This is a genomic window from Shewanella sp. c952 (genome assembly GCF_019654975.1).
Lineage (GTDB): Bacteria > Pseudomonadota > Gammaproteobacteria > Enterobacterales > Shewanellaceae > Shewanella.
In genome coordinates this window covers 36,332-53,969 of sequence record NZ_BPEW01000031.1, presented here as the reverse complement: position 1 = coordinate 53,969, position 17,638 = coordinate 36,332, and the positions used below count along the sequence as shown (strand labels likewise).

At 44.1% G+C, this 17,638-nt stretch carries 12 protein-coding genes and 1 pseudogene; 8 read left to right on the top strand and 5 right to left on the bottom strand.

Annotated elements, in window-relative coordinates; translation table 11 throughout:
* Together K5R16_RS17480 and K5R16_RS17475 are read left to right on the top strand one after the other, a co-directional pair.
* A pseudogene (locus K5R16_RS17480) lies at window positions 1-312 on the top strand (hypothetical protein); the annotation flags it as partial.
* A 95-nt stretch (window positions 313-407) separates the two neighbouring features.
* Entirely contained in the window at window positions 408-1,007 is a 600-nt protein-coding gene (locus K5R16_RS17475; RefSeq protein ID WP_220739033.1) for a hypothetical protein, read from the top strand.
* Between the two features lie 542 nt (window positions 1,008-1,549).
* Here the strand turns inward: K5R16_RS17475 and K5R16_RS17470 are convergent.
* The gene (locus tag K5R16_RS17470) at window positions 1,550-2,740 is read right to left on the bottom strand and encodes an AAA family ATPase (RefSeq protein WP_220739031.1); all 1,191 of its coding nucleotides are present in this window, start codon (window positions 2,738-2,740) and stop codon (window positions 1,550-1,552) included.
* Window positions 2,741-2,950: 210 nt separating this feature from the next.
* Between K5R16_RS17470 and K5R16_RS17465 the strand changes: the two genes are divergently transcribed.
* Window positions 2,951-3,103, top strand: coding sequence for a hypothetical protein (locus tag K5R16_RS17465; RefSeq protein ID WP_220739029.1), 153 nt, complete (start codon window positions 2,951-2,953; stop codon window positions 3,101-3,103).
* A 92-nt stretch (window positions 3,104-3,195) separates the two neighbouring features.
* Here the strand turns inward: K5R16_RS17465 and K5R16_RS17460 are convergent, their stop codons facing one another.
* Entirely contained in the window at window positions 3,196-4,605 is a 1,410-nt protein-coding gene (locus tag K5R16_RS17460; protein ID WP_220739027.1) for an FAD-dependent oxidoreductase, read from the bottom strand.
* Between the two features lie 6 nt (window positions 4,606-4,611).
* Window positions 4,612-9,060: a glutamate synthase large subunit gene (gene gltB, locus K5R16_RS17455; protein ID WP_220739024.1), complete on the bottom strand. Its 4,449-nt coding sequence runs from the start codon at window positions 9,058-9,060 to the stop codon at window positions 4,612-4,614.
* 488 nt (window positions 9,061-9,548) lie between these two features.
* On the opposite strand from gltB, the gene K5R16_RS17450 reads away from it, so the two are divergent.
* The 3 genes from K5R16_RS17450 to oxyR all read left to right on the top strand — a co-directional run bounded on the left by K5R16_RS17450 (window position 9,549) and on the right by oxyR (window position 12,199).
* Window positions 9,549-10,469: a TIGR01212 family radical SAM protein gene (locus tag K5R16_RS17450; protein ID WP_220739036.1), complete on the top strand. Its 921-nt coding sequence runs from the start codon at window positions 9,549-9,551 to the stop codon at window positions 10,467-10,469.
* A gap of 220 nt (window positions 10,470-10,689) precedes the next feature.
* The gene (locus tag K5R16_RS17445) at window positions 10,690-11,055 is read left to right on the top strand and encodes an Hpt domain-containing protein (protein WP_220739023.1); all 366 of its coding nucleotides are present in this window, start codon (window positions 10,690-10,692) and stop codon (window positions 11,053-11,055) included.
* Window positions 11,056-11,290: 235 nt separating this feature from the next.
* Complete coding sequence (gene oxyR, locus K5R16_RS17440; RefSeq protein ID WP_220739021.1) at window positions 11,291-12,199, top strand: hydrogen peroxide-inducible genes transcriptional activator OxyR; 909 nt, start codon at window positions 11,291-11,293, stop codon at window positions 12,197-12,199.
* 75 nt (window positions 12,200-12,274) lie between these two features.
* Here oxyR and K5R16_RS17435 read toward each other — a convergent pair whose 3' ends face one another.
* The gene (locus K5R16_RS17435; RefSeq protein WP_220739019.1) at window positions 12,275-13,351 is read right to left on the bottom strand and encodes an adenylate/guanylate cyclase domain-containing protein; all 1,077 of its coding nucleotides are present in this window, start codon (window positions 13,349-13,351) and stop codon (window positions 12,275-12,277) included.
* Window positions 13,352-13,474: 123 nt separating this feature from the next.
* The gene (gene mutH, locus K5R16_RS17430; RefSeq protein ID WP_220739017.1) at window positions 13,475-14,146 is read right to left on the bottom strand and encodes a DNA mismatch repair endonuclease MutH; all 672 of its coding nucleotides are present in this window, start codon (window positions 14,144-14,146) and stop codon (window positions 13,475-13,477) included.
* A gap of 691 nt (window positions 14,147-14,837) precedes the next feature.
* On the opposite strand from mutH, the gene rppH reads away from it, so the two are divergent.
* Both rppH and ptsP read left to right on the top strand, forming a co-directional pair.
* Window positions 14,838-15,359 (top strand): RNA pyrophosphohydrolase, encoded by a 522-nt coding sequence (rppH, locus tag K5R16_RS17425; RefSeq protein ID WP_020913819.1) that lies wholly within the window; start codon window positions 14,838-14,840, stop codon window positions 15,357-15,359.
* Window positions 15,360-15,378: 19 nt separating this feature from the next.
* Window positions 15,379-17,616 carry a phosphoenolpyruvate--protein phosphotransferase gene (gene ptsP / locus K5R16_RS17420; protein ID WP_220739015.1) on the top strand — a complete coding sequence of 746 codons (2,238 nt, stop codon included), beginning with the start codon at window positions 15,379-15,381 and terminating at the stop codon, window positions 17,614-17,616.
* The last annotated feature ends 22 nt before the right edge of the window (window positions 17,617-17,638 follow it).

The window sequence follows — 17,638 nt, the reverse complement described above, 5'->3', positions numbered from 1 at the left end:
GGACAGCTTAATGGTGAAGAGCCAATTAAGTCGGTTGTAGAAAAAGATTCAAAAGAATCTGAAAACATTCAAATATCTGATTTTCTACTTGGCGCTGTTATGAGTGCGTTTCAAGGTGATGCATCATCACCCGCAAAGCTCAAAGTCGCAGAAAAAATAGCAAAGCATCTTGGCTGGGACTCTCTGGGGCATGACACCAAACCGCATGAAAGAAAATTCAATATTTGGTATTTCCATGACCCAACTAAAGGCCCGAGAGAAGTTGAAACTAAAGATGTTACGTTAAAATATGCATTGCCAAAACGCACCTAACAAGGCAGTAACCCCGGTACTCCACGCTTGGCATTTTTGCCAAGATTTCATTCGGGTTAGTTTGGCGTTATACGTTCATTAAGGATTGGAAGAAAATGTCGGATTTATCTGAGATTATTAATTTGTATGGTGGTATACCTGCGATAGTGGCTACTTTAAATATTGCCGCATATACAGTCTATTTGATGTACAAAAAAAATGAATTACAAAAACAAAAAGACATCGAAGTTAACGATATTAAAGTTAAGTTGGATAAGACACTTTCTAAAATTGCTCATGTTGATCAAAGTCGTTTTGATAAAGAGTTTCAAATTTATCAAGAAATTTGGGAGTCACTTACCCACCTAAATATGGAAGCAGAAAAGCTTAAATATATTTTAAAGTTTGGTGATAATCAGGAAGAAAAAGATGAGAAGATTTTAGAATTTTTCAACTCGAACCTTTTAACGTCATCAGTTATTCATAAACATACGCCTTTTTATCCTGAAGAAATACACTCTATTACCACTAATATTCTTTCTGAACTCCAAAATTATGCAGAGAATGTTTCAAGGATTAGAGAAGATGAAAGTGAAAAGCTATTAAGTTGGGCATCTGATCATAATCGTGTATATGCGAAACAGCATTACAATGAATTAGAAAAAGCAATAAAAAAGCGATTAGACACATTGTCTACTGCTGCCAAGAACATATAATAAGTTAATCATATGGACACTATGGATAAAAGGCGCGGGGTGAATTAGCGATACTTTTCCATCTAAGCTAATCGTGCTTAGGAAAATGCTTCAATACGTTGTAGGTACAATCATTGACCCGCTGCTACATGCTAGCGATTCATCTGCGTTGTGCTGTGCAAGCTTCTAAATCATGGATAATTTAGTAGAGCCTATAGGGATATATTTACGGCGACTTGCGAAAGCTCAATGCAGCTGAATGGCGCTTGATTGCCATATTTCCGCTTAACCTCGAATTGTTAGTTAGGCTACCTCATACCGGTCCCAAAGCGAGTTAACGACTACCATGGGCTTGCTAGCTATTCATCCGAATTATGCTGTGCAAGCTGCTAATTCATGGCGGATTTAGCAGGTCCTATAGGGATATATTCACGGTGACTTGCAAAAGCTCAAGGCAGCGGAGTTGAGCTTGATTGCTATATATCCCTAGGTACTAGCAGTATCAGCGCATATGCCGACAGCAGCTCATTGGAACCACTGATGTTCTATCTTATCAAAGCTGATCAGCCTAATAGACCTAGAGGCTTACAACACACACCATATCTTAAGCTGGCTCTGCGATGCAGTTCATACACTTCACAACCTAGCATTGGCTCGGTTCTGTTGAGCACTGCGCCAAAACGCTCATGGTAGTCTTCATTGATTTGTTTGGCACTGATTAGCGGTACTTCAATACTGACATCTACACGACCTTTACGGATCAAAGCAGGATCTAGACTCTTAAGATGGTTTGTGGTCATGACGACAAGACAGTCTTCAAGAGGAATAACGCCGTCTAGCGCGTTAAGTACGCCAGCTAAGGTCAGTGGTGGATTATCAACGTTACTCTCTGCAGCGCGTGATACTGTAGCTTTTACACAATCACAGTCTTCGATTAATAACATAGCTCCAGGCGGTATCTTTCTAATCGCCTTATGAACAGTGACATCGTTTACAGTAGAAAGATTAAGTATGTATAGATCGCGATCATACTCAACGGCTAAGGCTCTCGCTATACCCGTCTTACCTGTACCGGTTTGCCCATGTAACAGCAGGGTTAGCTTACTGACAACCGATTTATCTCTACTGGCAAAGTCACCAACTTCACGCTGTAACTCCTGCTTAAAGCCGCTATCTAACACGAGTTCTTTAAAACCCGATGATCTTAATGTGCCATAGCGACACCACTCAGCTTCCTCGAAAATATTAACTTTCGGTGCAGTAGATATATCTCCACGAGCACCTTCTAAAAAGCTATATAGTTTATCTTTCGACCACCAAGGTACAGCTACCGTAATCGTATCGTAAGCCACAGTGCTCGCTACCTTAGACCGAGTAGCCAGCATGAAGCAACCATCGTATTTAAACACATGCATGCCGTAACCAATGGACTTAACACTGATAAGACCGTCGTAACTCGCACTATAGTCAAAATAGACAGCTTCAGAGATAGAGCGTGAAAACAGCGGAACGGTAGTGTTACTTATTAAAAAGGACAGCTTATTAAATATCTCTGTGCGTGCTTGCTGGCTGTCGTCGATAGTCAGCCGAATGAACAGCAGGCTGCTGACCCAGCCTAATATTTTCGAGGGGATATCTTTTAATATATAGGCCACAAGTCCGGTTAACGTTAATGTCAGTACTCCGACAATTACAGCTGTCAACAAAGGGTCACCGTTGGTGAGTGTCGTTATTTGCAGTAATAACTCGTTCATTTGGTTACTTCTCTTATAAATGCCTAATGGACGTCTTAGAGAATACTACCAACATAGTTGAGGATACTAGCAAGGTATCCTCAGTATGTGCGCTATAGCACGTGGTTAAAGCGTAATGTATGGGGGGAGTAAGCTTTTATCGAGTGCTGGATAATTGTACTCTCTAACGGAGTATCGAAACGACTGTGACCATTGAAAGCAGGGTGAAAGATGACGAAGTTATCAAGTAATTTAACGACAGGTATGGATACCAAACAGGCCGTTAATAAGGGGTTTTTTGTTGAGATTATTTGGCCGGCTGTGCCAAATACAGAATGTGGTATTCGCTCAAGTTGGTGCTTTTTTGAACTATTTATTAAGTAAAAAAAAGCGCTCCATTCGGAGCGCCAATCACAAACAACTTGTTAATTGCTTACTTTGAAACACTAGGCCTCTAAGCACTATCCATCTATACGTTAGTCTTCAAGATAGTTAAGGATCCCCATGGCGGCGTCACGGCCTTCGGCAATGGCGGTAACCACAAGATCTGAACCGCGAACCATATCGCCGCCGGCAAACACTTTAGGGTTGCTGGTTTGGAATGGGTTGTCGGCAACCTTTGGCGCTTTGACTAAACCCCAGTCATTGAGCTCAATGTTGTAATCGCCTAACCATTTTGCTGGGCTTGGCTGGAAACCAAAGGCGATAATAATCGCGTCGGCGTCCAATACTTGCTCGCTGCCAGCAATAGGCTGTGGACGACGGCGACCGCTATCATCGGCTTCGGCTAACTCTGTTTCGATACACTCGATACCAACGACTTTGCCGTCAACCGTTTTGATCTCACTGGGTTGGCGGTTAAACAGAAACTCAACCCCTTCTTCGCGGGCATTTTGTACTTCGCGGCGTGAACCGGGCATGTTCTCTTCGTCACGGCGATATGCACAAGTGACTTGAGTGGCGCCTTGACGTACGGCGGTACGAACACAATCCATGGCGGTATCACCACCACCTAGAACCACTACACGCTTTCCTTCAAGGCTTAGGTATGGATTATCAACACATTCGGTGCCCATCACATTGTGGGTATTACCGATAAGGTAAGGCAGCGCTTGATGTACACCTGTCGCATCTTCGCCAACGAGGTTGGCTTTCATCGCGGTGTAGGTGCCCATGCCTAAAAAGACTGCGTCGTAGTTTTCTATTAGCTCTTTAAAGTCGACATCTTTGCCAACCGTAACGCCAAGCTTAAATTCTATCCCCATGCCCTCGAGCACGTTGCGGCGAATTTGCATCACCTCTTTGTCGAGCTTAAATGATGGAATACCGTAGGTCAGCAGGCCACCAATCTGTACGTTCTTGTCATAAACAACAGCCTGAACACCGTTGCGAGCCAAGATATCGGCGCAGCCAAGACCTGCAGGTCCAGCGCCAATAATTGCCACTCGCTCTTTGCGGGCGGTCACTTTTGACATGTCAGGACGCCAGCCTTGGGATATGGCGGTATCGGTGATGTACTTTTCGACGTTACCAATAGTGACCGCACCAAACTCTTCGTTAAGGGTACAAGCCCCTTCACAGAGTCTATCTTGTGGGCAAACTCGGCCACAGATCTCAGGCAGAGTATTGGTCTCGTGGACTAGGTCCGCCGCTTCCATAATGCGGCCCTGTTTGGCGAGTTGCAGCCAGTTAGGGATGTAGTTATGCAGTGGACACTTCCACTCACAATATGGGTTACCGCAGTCTAAACAGCGGTCTGCTTGCTCTTTTACCTGTGGTTGGGCAAAGGACTGGTAAATTTCAATAAACTGCGTAGCACGCTGTTTGGCTGCGTGTTTAGTTGGGTCTTTGCGCCCAACTTCAATAAACTGGAAATCATTGCTCATTATTCATTACCCCGCTCTGACTGCTAGTGCAGGTTCTGGTTGCGCTAACTTTAATAGATCGTCAACTGCAACATTCTTAGGCTTCACCAAAATGAAGCAATCTAGCCAGTTTTCGAAATCATTTAAGATCATCTTGGCATGTTCGCTGTTGGTCTCTTTAACATGCTGCTCAATCAATTCACGCAGATGTTGCTGTTGAATTGGCGATTGTACTTTGTGAGTGTCGACCATCTCAGTGTTAACGCGGCGGTTAAAGTGACCAAATTGATCGAAGATATAGGCAAAGCCACCGGTCATACCTGCGCCGAAGTTAACCCCTGTTTGACCAAGTACCACTACGATGCCGCCGGTCATGTATTCACAGCCGTTATCACCTAGGCCTTCTACGACAGCAATTGCGCCGGAGTTACGCACAGCGAAACGTTCGCCTGCTTGACCCGATGCAAACAACTTACCGCCAGATGCACCGTACAAACAGGTGTTACCTAAAATGGTTGAACGTTCGGTTTTGAAGGGGCTGCCCAGTGGCGGATAAACTGAAATCTTACCGCCTGACATACCCTTACCGACGTAATCGTTGGCATCACCGCAAAGCATCAGCTCAAGACCAGGAGCGTTCCACACGCCGAAGCTTTGACCTGCACTGCCATTAAACTTAAGCGTAACAGGAGCTTTAGCGCCGTCGCGTCCTACATGAGTGGCAATATAACCAGACAAGCTGGCACCTACTGAACGGTCAGTATTGTTAATATTAAATATTTCACAAATAGGTACGCCTGCGAGTACCGCTTCTTTACAGTCTTCAACTAGGCGTTGATTGAGCACGCCTTGATCTGATGGCGGATTAGTCTCGCGCCAAGTGACTGCAGAGGTTGCAGGTACTTCAGGTTTATACAGAATTGGCGCTAAATCGAGTGCTTGCTGTTTAGCGGTTTCGCCATCAATCGCGCTTAACCAATCGCTACGGCCAACAAGTTGCTCAAATTCGGTGACACCAAGATCAGCCATGTATTCACGGATCTCTTGCGCGACAAACTCGAAGTAAGTCATCACTCGCTCTGGTAGACCGTGGTAGTGCTCATTACGCAGTTGTTTATTTTGGGTTGCGACACCAGTAGCACAGTTGTTTAGGTGACAGATACGCAGGTATTTACAACCTAGTGCAATCATCGGCACAGTACCGAAACCAAAGCTTTCGGCGCCAAGTAGCGCGGCTTTAATCACATCTTTACCGGTTTTTAAGCCGCCATCGACTTGCAGGCGGATCTTATGGCGCAGGCCATTGGCAACCAGAGATTGATGCACTTCAGCTAAACCTAACTCCCATGGGCTACCAGCATACTTAACTGAGGTAATTGGGCTTGCGCCTGTACCGCCGTCATAGCCTGAAATGGTGATCATATCGGCGTAGGCTTTAGCAACACCGGTAGCAATGGTACCGACACCAGGCTCTGATACCAGCTTGACTGAAATCAGCGCCTTAGGGTTAATCTGTTTTAAGTCGAAAATTAGCTGAGCTAAATCTTCGATTGAGTAAATATCATGGTGCGGCGGCGGTGAAATAAGTGTGACACCTGGGCGAGCATTACGCAGCGCGGCAATCTCAACGCTCACTTTATCACCTGGAAGTTGTCCACCTTCGCCAGGTTTCGCACCTTGCGCCACTTTAATTTGCAGTACTTCGGCATTGACCAAGTAATGCGCGGTGACGCCAAAGCGACCTGAGGCTATCTGCTTAATCGCTGAGTTACCTTCGGTGTTAAAACGGCGTGGATCTTCTCCGCCTTCACCTGAGTTTGAGCGGCCGCCTAAACGGTTCATGGCTACAGCGAGTGCTTCGTGCGCTTCAGGGCTTAATGCACCAATACTCATGGCTGCGCTGTCAAAGCGAGTGTAAAGGGTTTTAGCGGCTTCAACGTCTTTAACATCGATAGCAGATAAGTCACCTTCGACCTTAATTAAATCACGCAGGGTCGCAATAGGGCGGTCATCAACCAACTCTGTAAAGCGTTTGTAGTTTACGTAGTCTTGATCACGCAGGCTGGCTTGCAAAGTGTTAACCACATCAGGGTTAAAGCAGTGGTATTCGCCACCTTCAACGTACTTAAGGAGTCCACCTTGGGAAAGCTGTTGATGCGCTCTAAAGGCATTCTTATGTAACAACTGCTGATCTTTCTCTATCAGCTCAAAATTAGCCCCCTGAATGCGACTAATCACGCCGTTAAAGCAAAGGTCAACCACTTCGTCAGCTAAACCTACGGCTTCAAACTGCTGACTACAACGGTAAGATGCCACGGTACTAATGCCCATTTTAGACATGATCTTACGCAGGCCTTTATCGATACCTTGACGGAAGTTAAGCATCAAGTCGCGGGTGTTCTCTACGCCGTTGCGCTGGGCAAGATCTGAAATGCACTCATACACCAAGTAGGGGTAGATGGCGGTCGCGCCAAAGCCAAGTAGCACCGCAAAATGGTGCGGATCTCTTGCCGAGGCCGTTTCTACAATAATGTTGGTGTCGCAGCGCAGGCTCTTAGTGACCAAAATCTGTTGTACTGCGCCCACGGCCATTGCCGCTGGAATAACCTGTTTAGATTTAGCGGTAGCTCGGTCTGACAGAATAAGTAACGTTGTACCTGTTCGTGCTAGACGCTCCGCTTCGTCACAAATACGCTTAACAGCGGCTTCAAGCCCCTCTTCTAAGTCGTAGTTTAGGTCGACAGTGTTCGCGCGATAGTAGGTGCTATCCAATGCCATTAGCTGATTAAAATCGCTAAAGAGTAGCACTGGTGAGTTGAACATCACGCGGTATGCATGACCGGTTGTTTCGTTAAATAGGTTTTGCTCACGACCGGCACAGGTGGTTAGTGACATCACGTGTTTTTCACGCAATGGATCGATAGGCGGGTTGGTGACTTGAGCAAACTTTTGGCGGAAGTAGTCATAGATGGTGCGTGACTTTTTAGACAGCACTGCCATTGGCGTATCGTCGCCCATTGAGCCTGTAGCTTCTTCACCTTTTTGCGCCAGTACCCAAATGACCTGTTCTAACTCTTCACGTGAATAGCCAAAATGCTTTTGGTACTGCAACAGTTGATCATCGTTAAACTCGCGTTTGCCTTGATCGTTAGGACCGAAGTCTTCCGCTGGTTTTAATATCTTGCTGTTTTTAGCCATCCACTCTTTGTATGGGTGGCGGCGTTTTAGATCGTTATCGATTTCAAACGACGAGTATAGCTGACCGTTTAAGGTATCAAGTACGAGTAGTTCACCGGGGCCAACGCGACCTTTTTCTATCACTTCATCGGGAGCGTAGTCCCATATACCGACTTCTGAGGCGAGCGTTAAAATGCGATCTTTAGTGATCACATATCGTGATGGACGCAGGCCGTTACGATCAACGGCACAAGCAGCGTGACGACCATTGGTCATTACGATGCCTGCAGGGCCGTCCCAAGGTTCCATGTGCATGGAGTTGAAATCGTAAAACGCTTTAAGCTCGGGATCCATCTCTGGATTACTTTGCCATGCTGGTGGAATAAGCAAACGCATGGCTCGGTAAAGGTCCATACCGCCAGCCAACAGCATCTCTAACATATTGTCGAGTGATGATGAGTCAGAACCGGTTTCATTGACGAAAGGCGCAGCTTGTTGCAAGTCAGGTAACAGCGGTGCATGAAACTTATAAGCACGAGCTTTAGCCCATTGTCGGTTACCGGTAATGGTGTTGATCTCACCGTTATGGGCTAAATATCTAAACGGTTGTGCCAACGGCCACTTAGGTGAGGTGTTGGTTGAGAAACGCTGGTGGAATAAGCAGATAGCACTTTGTAGACGAATATCTGCCAGATCGCTATAAAAAGCGGGCAGGTCAGCGGGCATCATCAAGCCTTTATAGACGATAACTTGTCCTGATAGGCTGGCAATATAGAAATCTTTGTCATGACTTAGCTGCTGCTCTACACGGCGTCTTGCCATATATAAGCGGCGCTCAAGATCTTTTTCGCGCCAACCAATAGGCGCATTAATTAAGACTTGTACAATTTGAGGTTGGCTCGCCTTGCCAATAGGACCTAGTACGTTGGCATTAACGGGCACATCACGCCAGCCAGCGACACTTAAGGTCTCTTTTTGTAACTCTTGCTCTAGCAGGTGCTTGGTTTGTGATGCTAGCTCTTCATCTTGGCTAAGAAAAAGCATACCGACAGCAAAACGACGACTTAAGTGCCAGTCATTTTCAGCTGCAATAGCTTTAAAAAATTCAGTCGGTAGTTGCATTAATAATCCGCAACCATCACCTGTGCGTCCATCTGCGGCAATACCACCACGGTGTTTCATGCGGTCCAATCCGTGAATCGCGGTACGTACTATACGGTGACTCGCTTCACCGTCCATTTGAGCTATAAGCCCAAACCCACAATTGTCCCGTTCAAAACTTGGATGATATAAGCTCATTGGTATACTCCTAACCTCAACTGACTACAACACGGGAGATAACGCAAAAATATTCTATAGATATTCACCCGAATCAATCAAATTAACCTTAAGTGTGCTAAAGGTCAAACCAATTTATTGCATAACATTTAAGCATTGCTAGCTAATTCATACGCTTGTATTACTAGGTTTACCTTTACGTAAACTGTAAAATGTTGCCTATAACCTTATGAATAAAAAGAATTTTAAATTACACGTCTGAAGTCGTTTACCAATTTGTAACAAGTGCAGTGATTATTGTCGATTTCAAGAAAGTGATTTTTATTGCAAATACAGTGAAATGATAGTCACTTTCATTGTTGACTACTTATGCAGAAGCGACTGTTACTTATCAAATAATGTTTACCAGATAAAGATGACAGCGAAATTACCGTTATTTGAGCTAGCGCTAATAAATGATTTAAAGAAATGAATAGAATGGCGCAAATTCTTTGGTGGGGTGATTGGCTTTGGGCTTGGATAGTTATGTAAAGACGTTCGGCAGTGTGTGTAAACAGCAGTATGGGGAACGGATCCGTAAGCTGACGATAGATGCTAAGTTTACCTGTCCAAATCGAGATGGCACCCTAGGTAAAGGTGGTTGCACTTATTGTAACGTTGCATCCTTTAGCCACGAACATAAAACTGAACTGTCAATTCAAGATCAGTTAACCCAAGGCCGTGAGCGATTATCGACTAAGCCGTCTAAATACATCGCCTACTTTCAGGCGTATACCAGTACTTATGACGAATACCTTGTATTAAAGCAGAAGTATGATGAAGCGATTCAAGATACCGACATCGTTGGTCTGTGTGTGGGCACTCGGCCAGATTGTGTGCCTGATGAAGTGATTGAACTGTTGGCACAATATCAGCAGCAGGGGCTCGATGTTTGGCTAGAGCTCGGGTTGCAGACCGCGAACAATAAAACACTGAAGAAGATCAATCGTGGTCATGATTTTGAAGTCTATGCGGATACAGTCAAGCGTGCTCGTGAGCGCGGCATTAAAGTCTGCACTCATTTAATATTGGGGTTGCCGGGTGAAGGGCACACTGATTACCTAGCGACACTTCATAAGGTACTGGATGCGGGTGTGGATGGATTAAAGCTACATCCTTTACATATTGTAGAGGGCAGCACCATGGCAAAAGCATGGCGTAACAACAAGATGGACTTGTTAGCGATAGAAGATTATGCCTTTAGTGTTGGTGAGCTAATACGTCACACTCCTGAGGATATAATTTTCCATCGGGTCACCGCTTATGCGAAGAAGCCGATGTTACTGGCTCCTGATTGGTGTGCGTTTCGTTGGGATGGTTTAGTCGCTATTGTTGATGATCTAGCCGCAAAAGGTGGTCAAGGTCACTATTTGAAAACGAACCTTAGTTAAGTGGCGTAAGCAACTTGTGATGCAGTTGGATCTGCACTAGCAAAAATCTCGACATATCGTATAGAGTGATATTTTTTGATTAACGAAAAGTTAAGATAAGGTTAAATTAGCAATGAATTTAACTACATATGACACTAGTTGTTGCACCTAGCATTTTAGCGGGTATTATGTGGTAAAATCGTCTTTTTATTACACGGCAATCATTTTGAGAGGTGCCTAAATGGCAACAGCTGAATTAGAATCAATTTTGGATCTTAATACACTGGAGCAGTACTGCAGTGCAATTGGCGCAGGTACGCTACTTAAAAGTGTCGTATTGTTTGAACAGCTAATGCCTGAATATGTAGGTAACTTAGTTAACGCATATGAAGCAAACGATAAAGATACACTTTGTAGTGAAGCTCATAAATTCAAGGGAGCAGCTGGGTCAGTAGGCCTAAAGCGCATCCAACAGTTTGCGCAACTTCTTCAACATGGCGAAGAAGCTGCTTGGGCTAATGAGCATTCAACTTGGCTAAATGAAATTGTTAACTATGGCTCTAGCGATCTACAAGAGTTAAAGCAATATCTTGAATCTAAAGCATAAGTTCTAATCTAAATATTGAAATAGCGCTGTTTAGTTCACTAAACAGCGCTATTTTTTTGCCTGCTTATCTATCGACCTCTATATAAAGTGTCCTTAATCATTGAGTCGCCATTACTTTATTGCGACTGTTTGCGCCGCCTCACACTCTGCTAGATATTTTCAAGGATGCCTTAAGTAATCTATGGTAAGGTTAAATTGAACTATCCGATAAATAATGTCATTGGTAATCTGCTTTATGAAACATCTTCCGAGTTTAAAAAACCTGTTTTATTTGGTTAATTTACATCAAGAACAAAATTTTAATCGCGCTGCTAAAATCTGTCATGTCAGCCAATCAACGCTTTCTAGTGGTATTCAAAACCTCGAAGAGCAATTAGGTCACCAGCTGATTGAACGCGACCACAAATCTTTTATTTTCACCGCAATTGGTGAAGAGGTGGTGTTACGTTCACGCAAATTACTCACTGATGTGGACGATTTGGTGGAACTGGTTAAGCACCAAGGTGAGCCTATGACGGGCGAAATCCGCTTGGGTTGTATTCCAACTATCGCGCCTTTTCTTCTCAGTCGAGTGGTTCAGCATTGCAAAGAGGTCTATCCAAATCTCACGCTGTTCTTGAAAGAGGACACTACGGATAGGTTGGTGGATGCGCTTGGTAAAGGCGAACTGGACCTGTTGTTATTAGCCTTACCTGTTGATACTAGCGGTTACCACAGTATGAAAGTGGGCATCGACCCGTTCAAAATGGTGGTGCATGAAGATCTTAGCGATGCGATTCATGAGCCCATTGATTATCAGGATCTGCCTGACGAAAGTATCTTTTTACTTCAGGCTGAACACTGTATTACTGGTCATGCTATCAGCGCTTGTCAGTTAGGAGAAAGTACCAAGATTAATCCATTTGCAGCAACGAGTCTGCATACCTTGGTGCAGATGGTTAACTGCAAATTAGGAACCACATTTCTGCCACAAATGGCGATAGATGCAGGGATCTTAAACAATACTGAGCTAACAACTATGGCGCCTCCAGGCGATACGCCATATCGAGATATAGGTCTTGTTTGGCGTCAGACCTCGAGCCGCATTCTGACATTTAGAACGCTAGGCTTAGAGATCCAAAAGCTGCTCGAGCAAGATAAATAGTGGGTTGAATATAAATAATGTAAAAAAGGCCGATACTGTGTATCGGCCTTTTTTACATTTAGGGTTTTTAAAACTCTATGATGGAGCTTTAGGGGTAACGCCAAATACTTCGATTGAGTGCTGTTTTCCCTTTAGCTTGATAGGTCCAAGGCTATTTAGGTTATAGCGCGTATCGGCAAAGTCGAGTCGAGACTTTAAAGAGCCAGAGATCAACATTCTTTGCCCGAGTGGGTTACATTGATCTTGCAGTCTGGCTAAGGTATTGAGTACATCGCTAAAGAAACTAATCTCTTGTTTTTGTACGCCGACAACTGCTGCTACGACTTGGCCACAATGAGCTGCCGCCTTAAATTTAGGCACAAAACCATACTGCTCTTCAAAATACAGCCGTTGCCAGCTTAGCTGCTGTGAGAAGTCATGATAAATATTAAAGCAACGATCTTGTTTGATGCCATCTTTTAACGGCCAGTGTATGAGCACGGCATCGCCCATATAGCGATAGATCTCAGCTTCGTTGTTGGTCACGGTATCTGCCAATAAACTAAAACTATCTTGGATCAAGCGGCTGAAGCGATAATCACCTAAAGACTCTGCATGTGTGGTCGAGGCTACCATATCAAGGTAGAGAAATAAGCGCTGCTCATAGCGTGGTTTATGATACTTACCAAGACCAATGTTAAATAAAACCCGTGGCCCGACGAGTAGTGCCATTTGCTCGATAAATGCTAGGCCCACTCTTACAACAACTAAATACACTATTAACGCTTGGAATGCTGGGCTATACAAGATATGCGCTGTTAGCATTTGCCTTAAGGTTGTCATGTGGTTTTCAATGGCCCACATATTTAGGTACTGCGTGATATACGCGAGGGTCGTTGCCCCAAGTAGAAGAAATAAACCTTTAAATATAACCGAAAATATATAGGGCAGGCGGTTAATCGCGCTGAAGTCAGCAATGAGATTAGACATCCAATGCAGGCTGCCAAAAATAATTCCCATGTAAATTGAAAGCGTCGCTAAATCAGCGGAACCAATGGCCCACTGTGGAAGTTCTGGAGTCTGCGCGTATCTGAAAAATACGAATGCCGCCATGGCTACAGTCCAAGCGAAAATAGCGAAGGCTAACTTCTTCGCTTGTATACGTGCTCTCACGGTTTAAGGGGTATCCAACTACTACTTTTTTACGATGGGCTAGTTTATAGAAAATCACCTTACTATATCCAGTAGTATTTGTGATCTAAGTCAAATGAATGCGAGTTTTGGAGCGAAATTTACTCAAAGTAGCCCAGAAAGGATCTTTTGGGTAAATTGAGTCTTCAAATAAAAACCACGAGGGTTAGTTTGAGACTGTGCGCCATTGTGATCAATACTCTGGGTCAGCACTTGGCTATTGGCTGCTTTAGGTCGTAACTGCAACACCTCACCATGACGGGCGGTAATGCTTTCGACTTTGCCGATAGCAATTAGCTCCATGATCTCTTCCCAGTCTTGCTTTAATAGTGCAGCCTCTTCGAGGGAAGGACGCCATAAAACGGGAGAGCCTATTTGGCGCTCAGTCAATGGGATCTCTCTAGCACCTTGTACGGGGATCCAAAGCACTTGCTGTAATTTGTGGCAAACAACACTGTTTTCCCAAGTTAAACCGAGAATGTTAGTCAATGGAGCGACGGTAACATAGGTCGTTTCGAGGACCTTGCCAACTTGGTTTACTGGAATGGTTTTTAACTCTACGCCTAAATGAATAAAATCAGGTTCTGGTTTTGAACCCGCAAGGGCACCTAGTTCAAGTTCTATTAATTGCCCAACCCAGCCTTTATGGCGTTTTAGATCTTTTGGGATCTCTACTTGATGGTAGTTTGCCAATTGTCCGAGTGTTAGTCCTGCCATGGCTTCAGCACGAGACATGAGCTCTTCGAGAGTATCTGGAGGTAATGTTGATTTTTTCATAGCGAAGATTTTACTTAAGTTTTACCATTTGGCAAATGTGGTTAAAATTTAACCGTTGGTTTTTGCTTGGCGACTATAGCTCTTCGGCAGACTGTAACGTAATGAAAATAAACGGTAAAATGGTTTTACCTATTACGGCTTCATGTAAGTTGTTCAACTTACACCTATAGTTTCCCTGTTTTTCCAACATAGTTATCCACAGATTTACTGGATAACTTCTATTTATCTCGCGACTACTGCAATGAATGTGATCTGTCAATGCTATTTGGTGGCGATTATTTGCTTTTTTTTGGCACTATATACTTGCACTTGTGAATAACATCATTATCAAACCTTGTAAGTTTTACAATTTAAATTGGCTGGTTAAATTGTGGGCTATTATGGCTGATAGCTAGTTTTATGTTAACTTAAAAATATATAAGTTACTGTTTTTAGGTTGTTAATTTACTTTTTTTAATCTGTGCTTTGAATTTGATATTGACGCTGATATTGACGATTTGGAGAGTTTTATTGAGTTTCCAACAGAGATATCCACAGATTCTGTGGATATGATCGCGTTTATAATAATGTACCTGTTGATAAAGTTCAGCTTTTGTTTGATTTATCCAACGAATATGCGAAACAGAGATTTGCTGCGGCGCAAGCTTTATGAAACAATCAATTCATTAATATTTAATAGTTTGGAGTCCATGTGATTGATAGTGACGGCTTTCGCGCAAATGTGGGCATCATTATCTGTAATCGCTCTGGGCAGGTTATGTGGGCTAGAAGATTTGGCCAACATTCCTGGCAATTTCCTCAAGGTGGCGTTGACGAAGGTGAGTCAGCGGAAGAAGCCATGTATCGTGAGTTATACGAAGAAGTAGGATTAAGGCCAGAACACGTGCAAATCCTCGCATCAACACGGTCTTGGCTACGATATAGGTTACCAAAGCGATTGATCAGACAAGATAGTAAACCCGTTTGTATTGGACAAAAACAGAAATGGTTTTTGTTGCAGTTAAAAAGTAGTGAGAACGCCATAGATCTCAATGCGTGTGGTCATCCTGAGTTTGATGATTGGCGCTGGGTCAGCTATTGGTATCCAGTGAGACAGGTGGTTTCATTTAAACGAGATGTCTACCGTAAAGTAATGAAAGAGTTTGCGCCGACAACGTTGCCTTTACAGGTAAAAGAGTCAAACCATAAGAGAAGAGGAATGCGCAGAAATTAGTTAAGAGAGGTTTGCGTTAGTGCTAAAAACACTTAGGGACATCACACAAGTTGTTGCTTCAGCTCGCGATCTTGAATACGCACTGGAGCAACTGGTCACGCAAACAAAACAAGCTATGGCGACAGAGTGTTGCTCTGTCTATGTTTTAGAAGAGCAGCAACTTATCCTATCTGCGACTGATGGATTGGAACCGAGCGCTGTTAATCGAGTTAAATTACCACTGACTCAAGGGTTGGTAGGCTTAGTCGCCCAGCGCGAAGAAGCCGTCAACCTTGCTGATGCATCATCTCATCCGCGTTTTAAGTTAATCCCTGAAGTGTCTGAAGAAGCCTATAATGCGTTTCTCGCCGTGCCTATTGTTTACCAAAAAACAGTGATTGGTGTCATCGTTGTACAGCAAACACGCGCTCGACAATTCAGTGAAGGCGAGGAAGCTTTTTTAATGACCTTGGCTGCACAGCTCGCCATGGCAATTAAAGGTCTTAAGCGTCGCGCACTTGTTAATCACAGCGCGCTGCAGCCCCTTTATTACGAAGGTAAATCGGCATCTAAAGGTATTGCCATCGCTAAAGCATTATTGCTTGGCGGCCAGCTTTCTTTTGCGTTAGAAGAGCGTAAAAGTGCCTGTATGACCCAAGAGGAAGTTCGTCTTAAATTGGCGATGAATCGCTGTAAGGATACTTTAGGTAACTTATCGCAGCGTTTTGATAGGGAAAAAGATGAAGAAGCAGCTTCTATCTTTAGCGCACTATTGTTGTTGCTTGAAAAAGCGAGCTTAGGTGGAGAGTACATTAAGGAAGTGCGTTTAGGTTGGAGTGCTGAAACGGCAGTATGTAGAGTCTCTAAACGTTATATCGCTCATTTTAATGATATGGAAGATCTCTATTTAAAAGAGCGTGCGAGTGATATTAAAGATGTTGGTTTGCGTGTCTTAAGGCAGCTTATTGAACCTGAAAAGATGTTCTTAGAGCCTGAAACGCCGGTTATTTTGATTGTGCGAGAAGCGAGTACAACCTTACTTGCAGAGTTTCCGAGGCAGAAGCTTGCAGGGATTGTGACTGAGCTTGGCGGGGTAAATTCTCATGCCGCTATTTTGGCGCGGGCACTAGGTGTTCCAGCAATAATAGGGGTTAATGGTATTTTGAATGCCAACCTTGATAAGCGCCAAGTGGTTATTAACGCTAATCGAGGCCAACTGTTAGTCGAACCTTCGTCGACTATTTTAGCTGAATATAGAAGCCTAATCGCGGCTGAAAAAGCCTTACAACGCCGCTACGCTGCCGAGTTGCCTTTGTCGACGGTGACGCTTGATGGCCATCGAGTTTATCTTTATATCAATAGTGGCTTAATCAGTAGCATCGACTCGGACACTGGTTGTGATTCAGATGGTATCGGATTGTATCGCACCGAGATCCTGTTTATGTTGAAACAATGCTTCCCTGGAGAGGCTGAGCAATTAGAGGTTTACCGCAAGGTACTAAATGCTGCGAAAGGTAAACCTGTTGTGATGCGCACCTTAGATGTGGGCGGCGACAAGCCGCTCGATTATTTTCCGATTGTTGAAGATAACCCCTTTCTTGGTTGGCGCGGAATTCGGCTGAGCCTAGATCATCCCGAACTTTTTTTAGTGCAGTTACGAGCCATGTTACAAGCGGCTAGGGATAGCGACCAACTGCACGTTTTATTACCGATGGTCAGTAATTTAGAAGAGATCGATCTGTCGCTAGTCTATTTAGAACAAGCCCACCAAGAGCTAACGGCTGAACTTGGCAGAGCAATCTCTATGCCTAAAGTCGGCATCATGATAGAAGTTCCTGTACTGCTATATCAGTTAGATGAAGTTGCCAAGCGGGTCGATTTTGTCTCTGTAGGTTCAAACGACCTCACTCAATATCTGCTGGCTGTTGATCGTAACAATCCGAGCGTCAATGCTCTTTTTGATAGCTTTCACCCAGGTGTGCTAAGAGCGCTTAAATTCGCTATTGAGCGCTGTGACGCTAACCAATTACCTATAAGTGTATGTGGTGAATTCGCAGGCGAACCAGCCGGAGCACTATTACTCGTGGCGATGGGCTATAACCAGCTCAGCATGAACCAAGCGAGCTTATCGCGGATTAACTACCTACTTAGACGCGTATCAAAGCATGAGTTGAGTGCGTTACTGGTTGATGTACTTAAGCTGAGCTCTGGTGAAGAGGTAAAAGCACTGGTGGCTGAATATTGCCAGGAACGGGGCTTAATGGCGTTGCTTAACTAATTTGATAGTCGCTAATTCGCAT

Bases quoted from the DNA above. Each gene is read 5' to 3' on its own strand.
- K5R16_RS17475 (WP_220739033.1), top strand. From the start codon at position 408: ATGTCGGATTTATCTGAGATTATTAATTTGTATGGTGGTATACCTGCG.
- K5R16_RS17470 (WP_220739031.1), bottom strand. From the start codon at position 2,740: ATGAACGAGTTATTACTGCAAATAACGACACTCACCAACGGTGACCCT.
- K5R16_RS17465 (WP_220739029.1), top strand. From the start codon at position 2,951: ATGACGAAGTTATCAAGTAATTTAACGACAGGTATGGATACCAAACAG.
- K5R16_RS17460 (WP_220739027.1), bottom strand. From the start codon at position 4,605: ATGAGCAATGATTTCCAGTTTATTGAAGTTGGGCGCAAAGACCCAACT.
- gltB (WP_220739024.1), bottom strand. From the start codon at position 9,060: ATGAGCTTATATCATCCAAGTTTTGAACGGGACAATTGTGGGTTTGGG.
- K5R16_RS17445 (WP_220739023.1), top strand. From the start codon at position 10,690: ATGGCAACAGCTGAATTAGAATCAATTTTGGATCTTAATACACTGGAG.
- oxyR (WP_220739021.1), top strand. From the start codon at position 11,291: ATGAAACATCTTCCGAGTTTAAAAAACCTGTTTTATTTGGTTAATTTA.
- mutH (WP_220739017.1), bottom strand. From the start codon at position 14,146: ATGAAAAAATCAACATTACCTCCAGATACTCTCGAAGAGCTCATGTCT.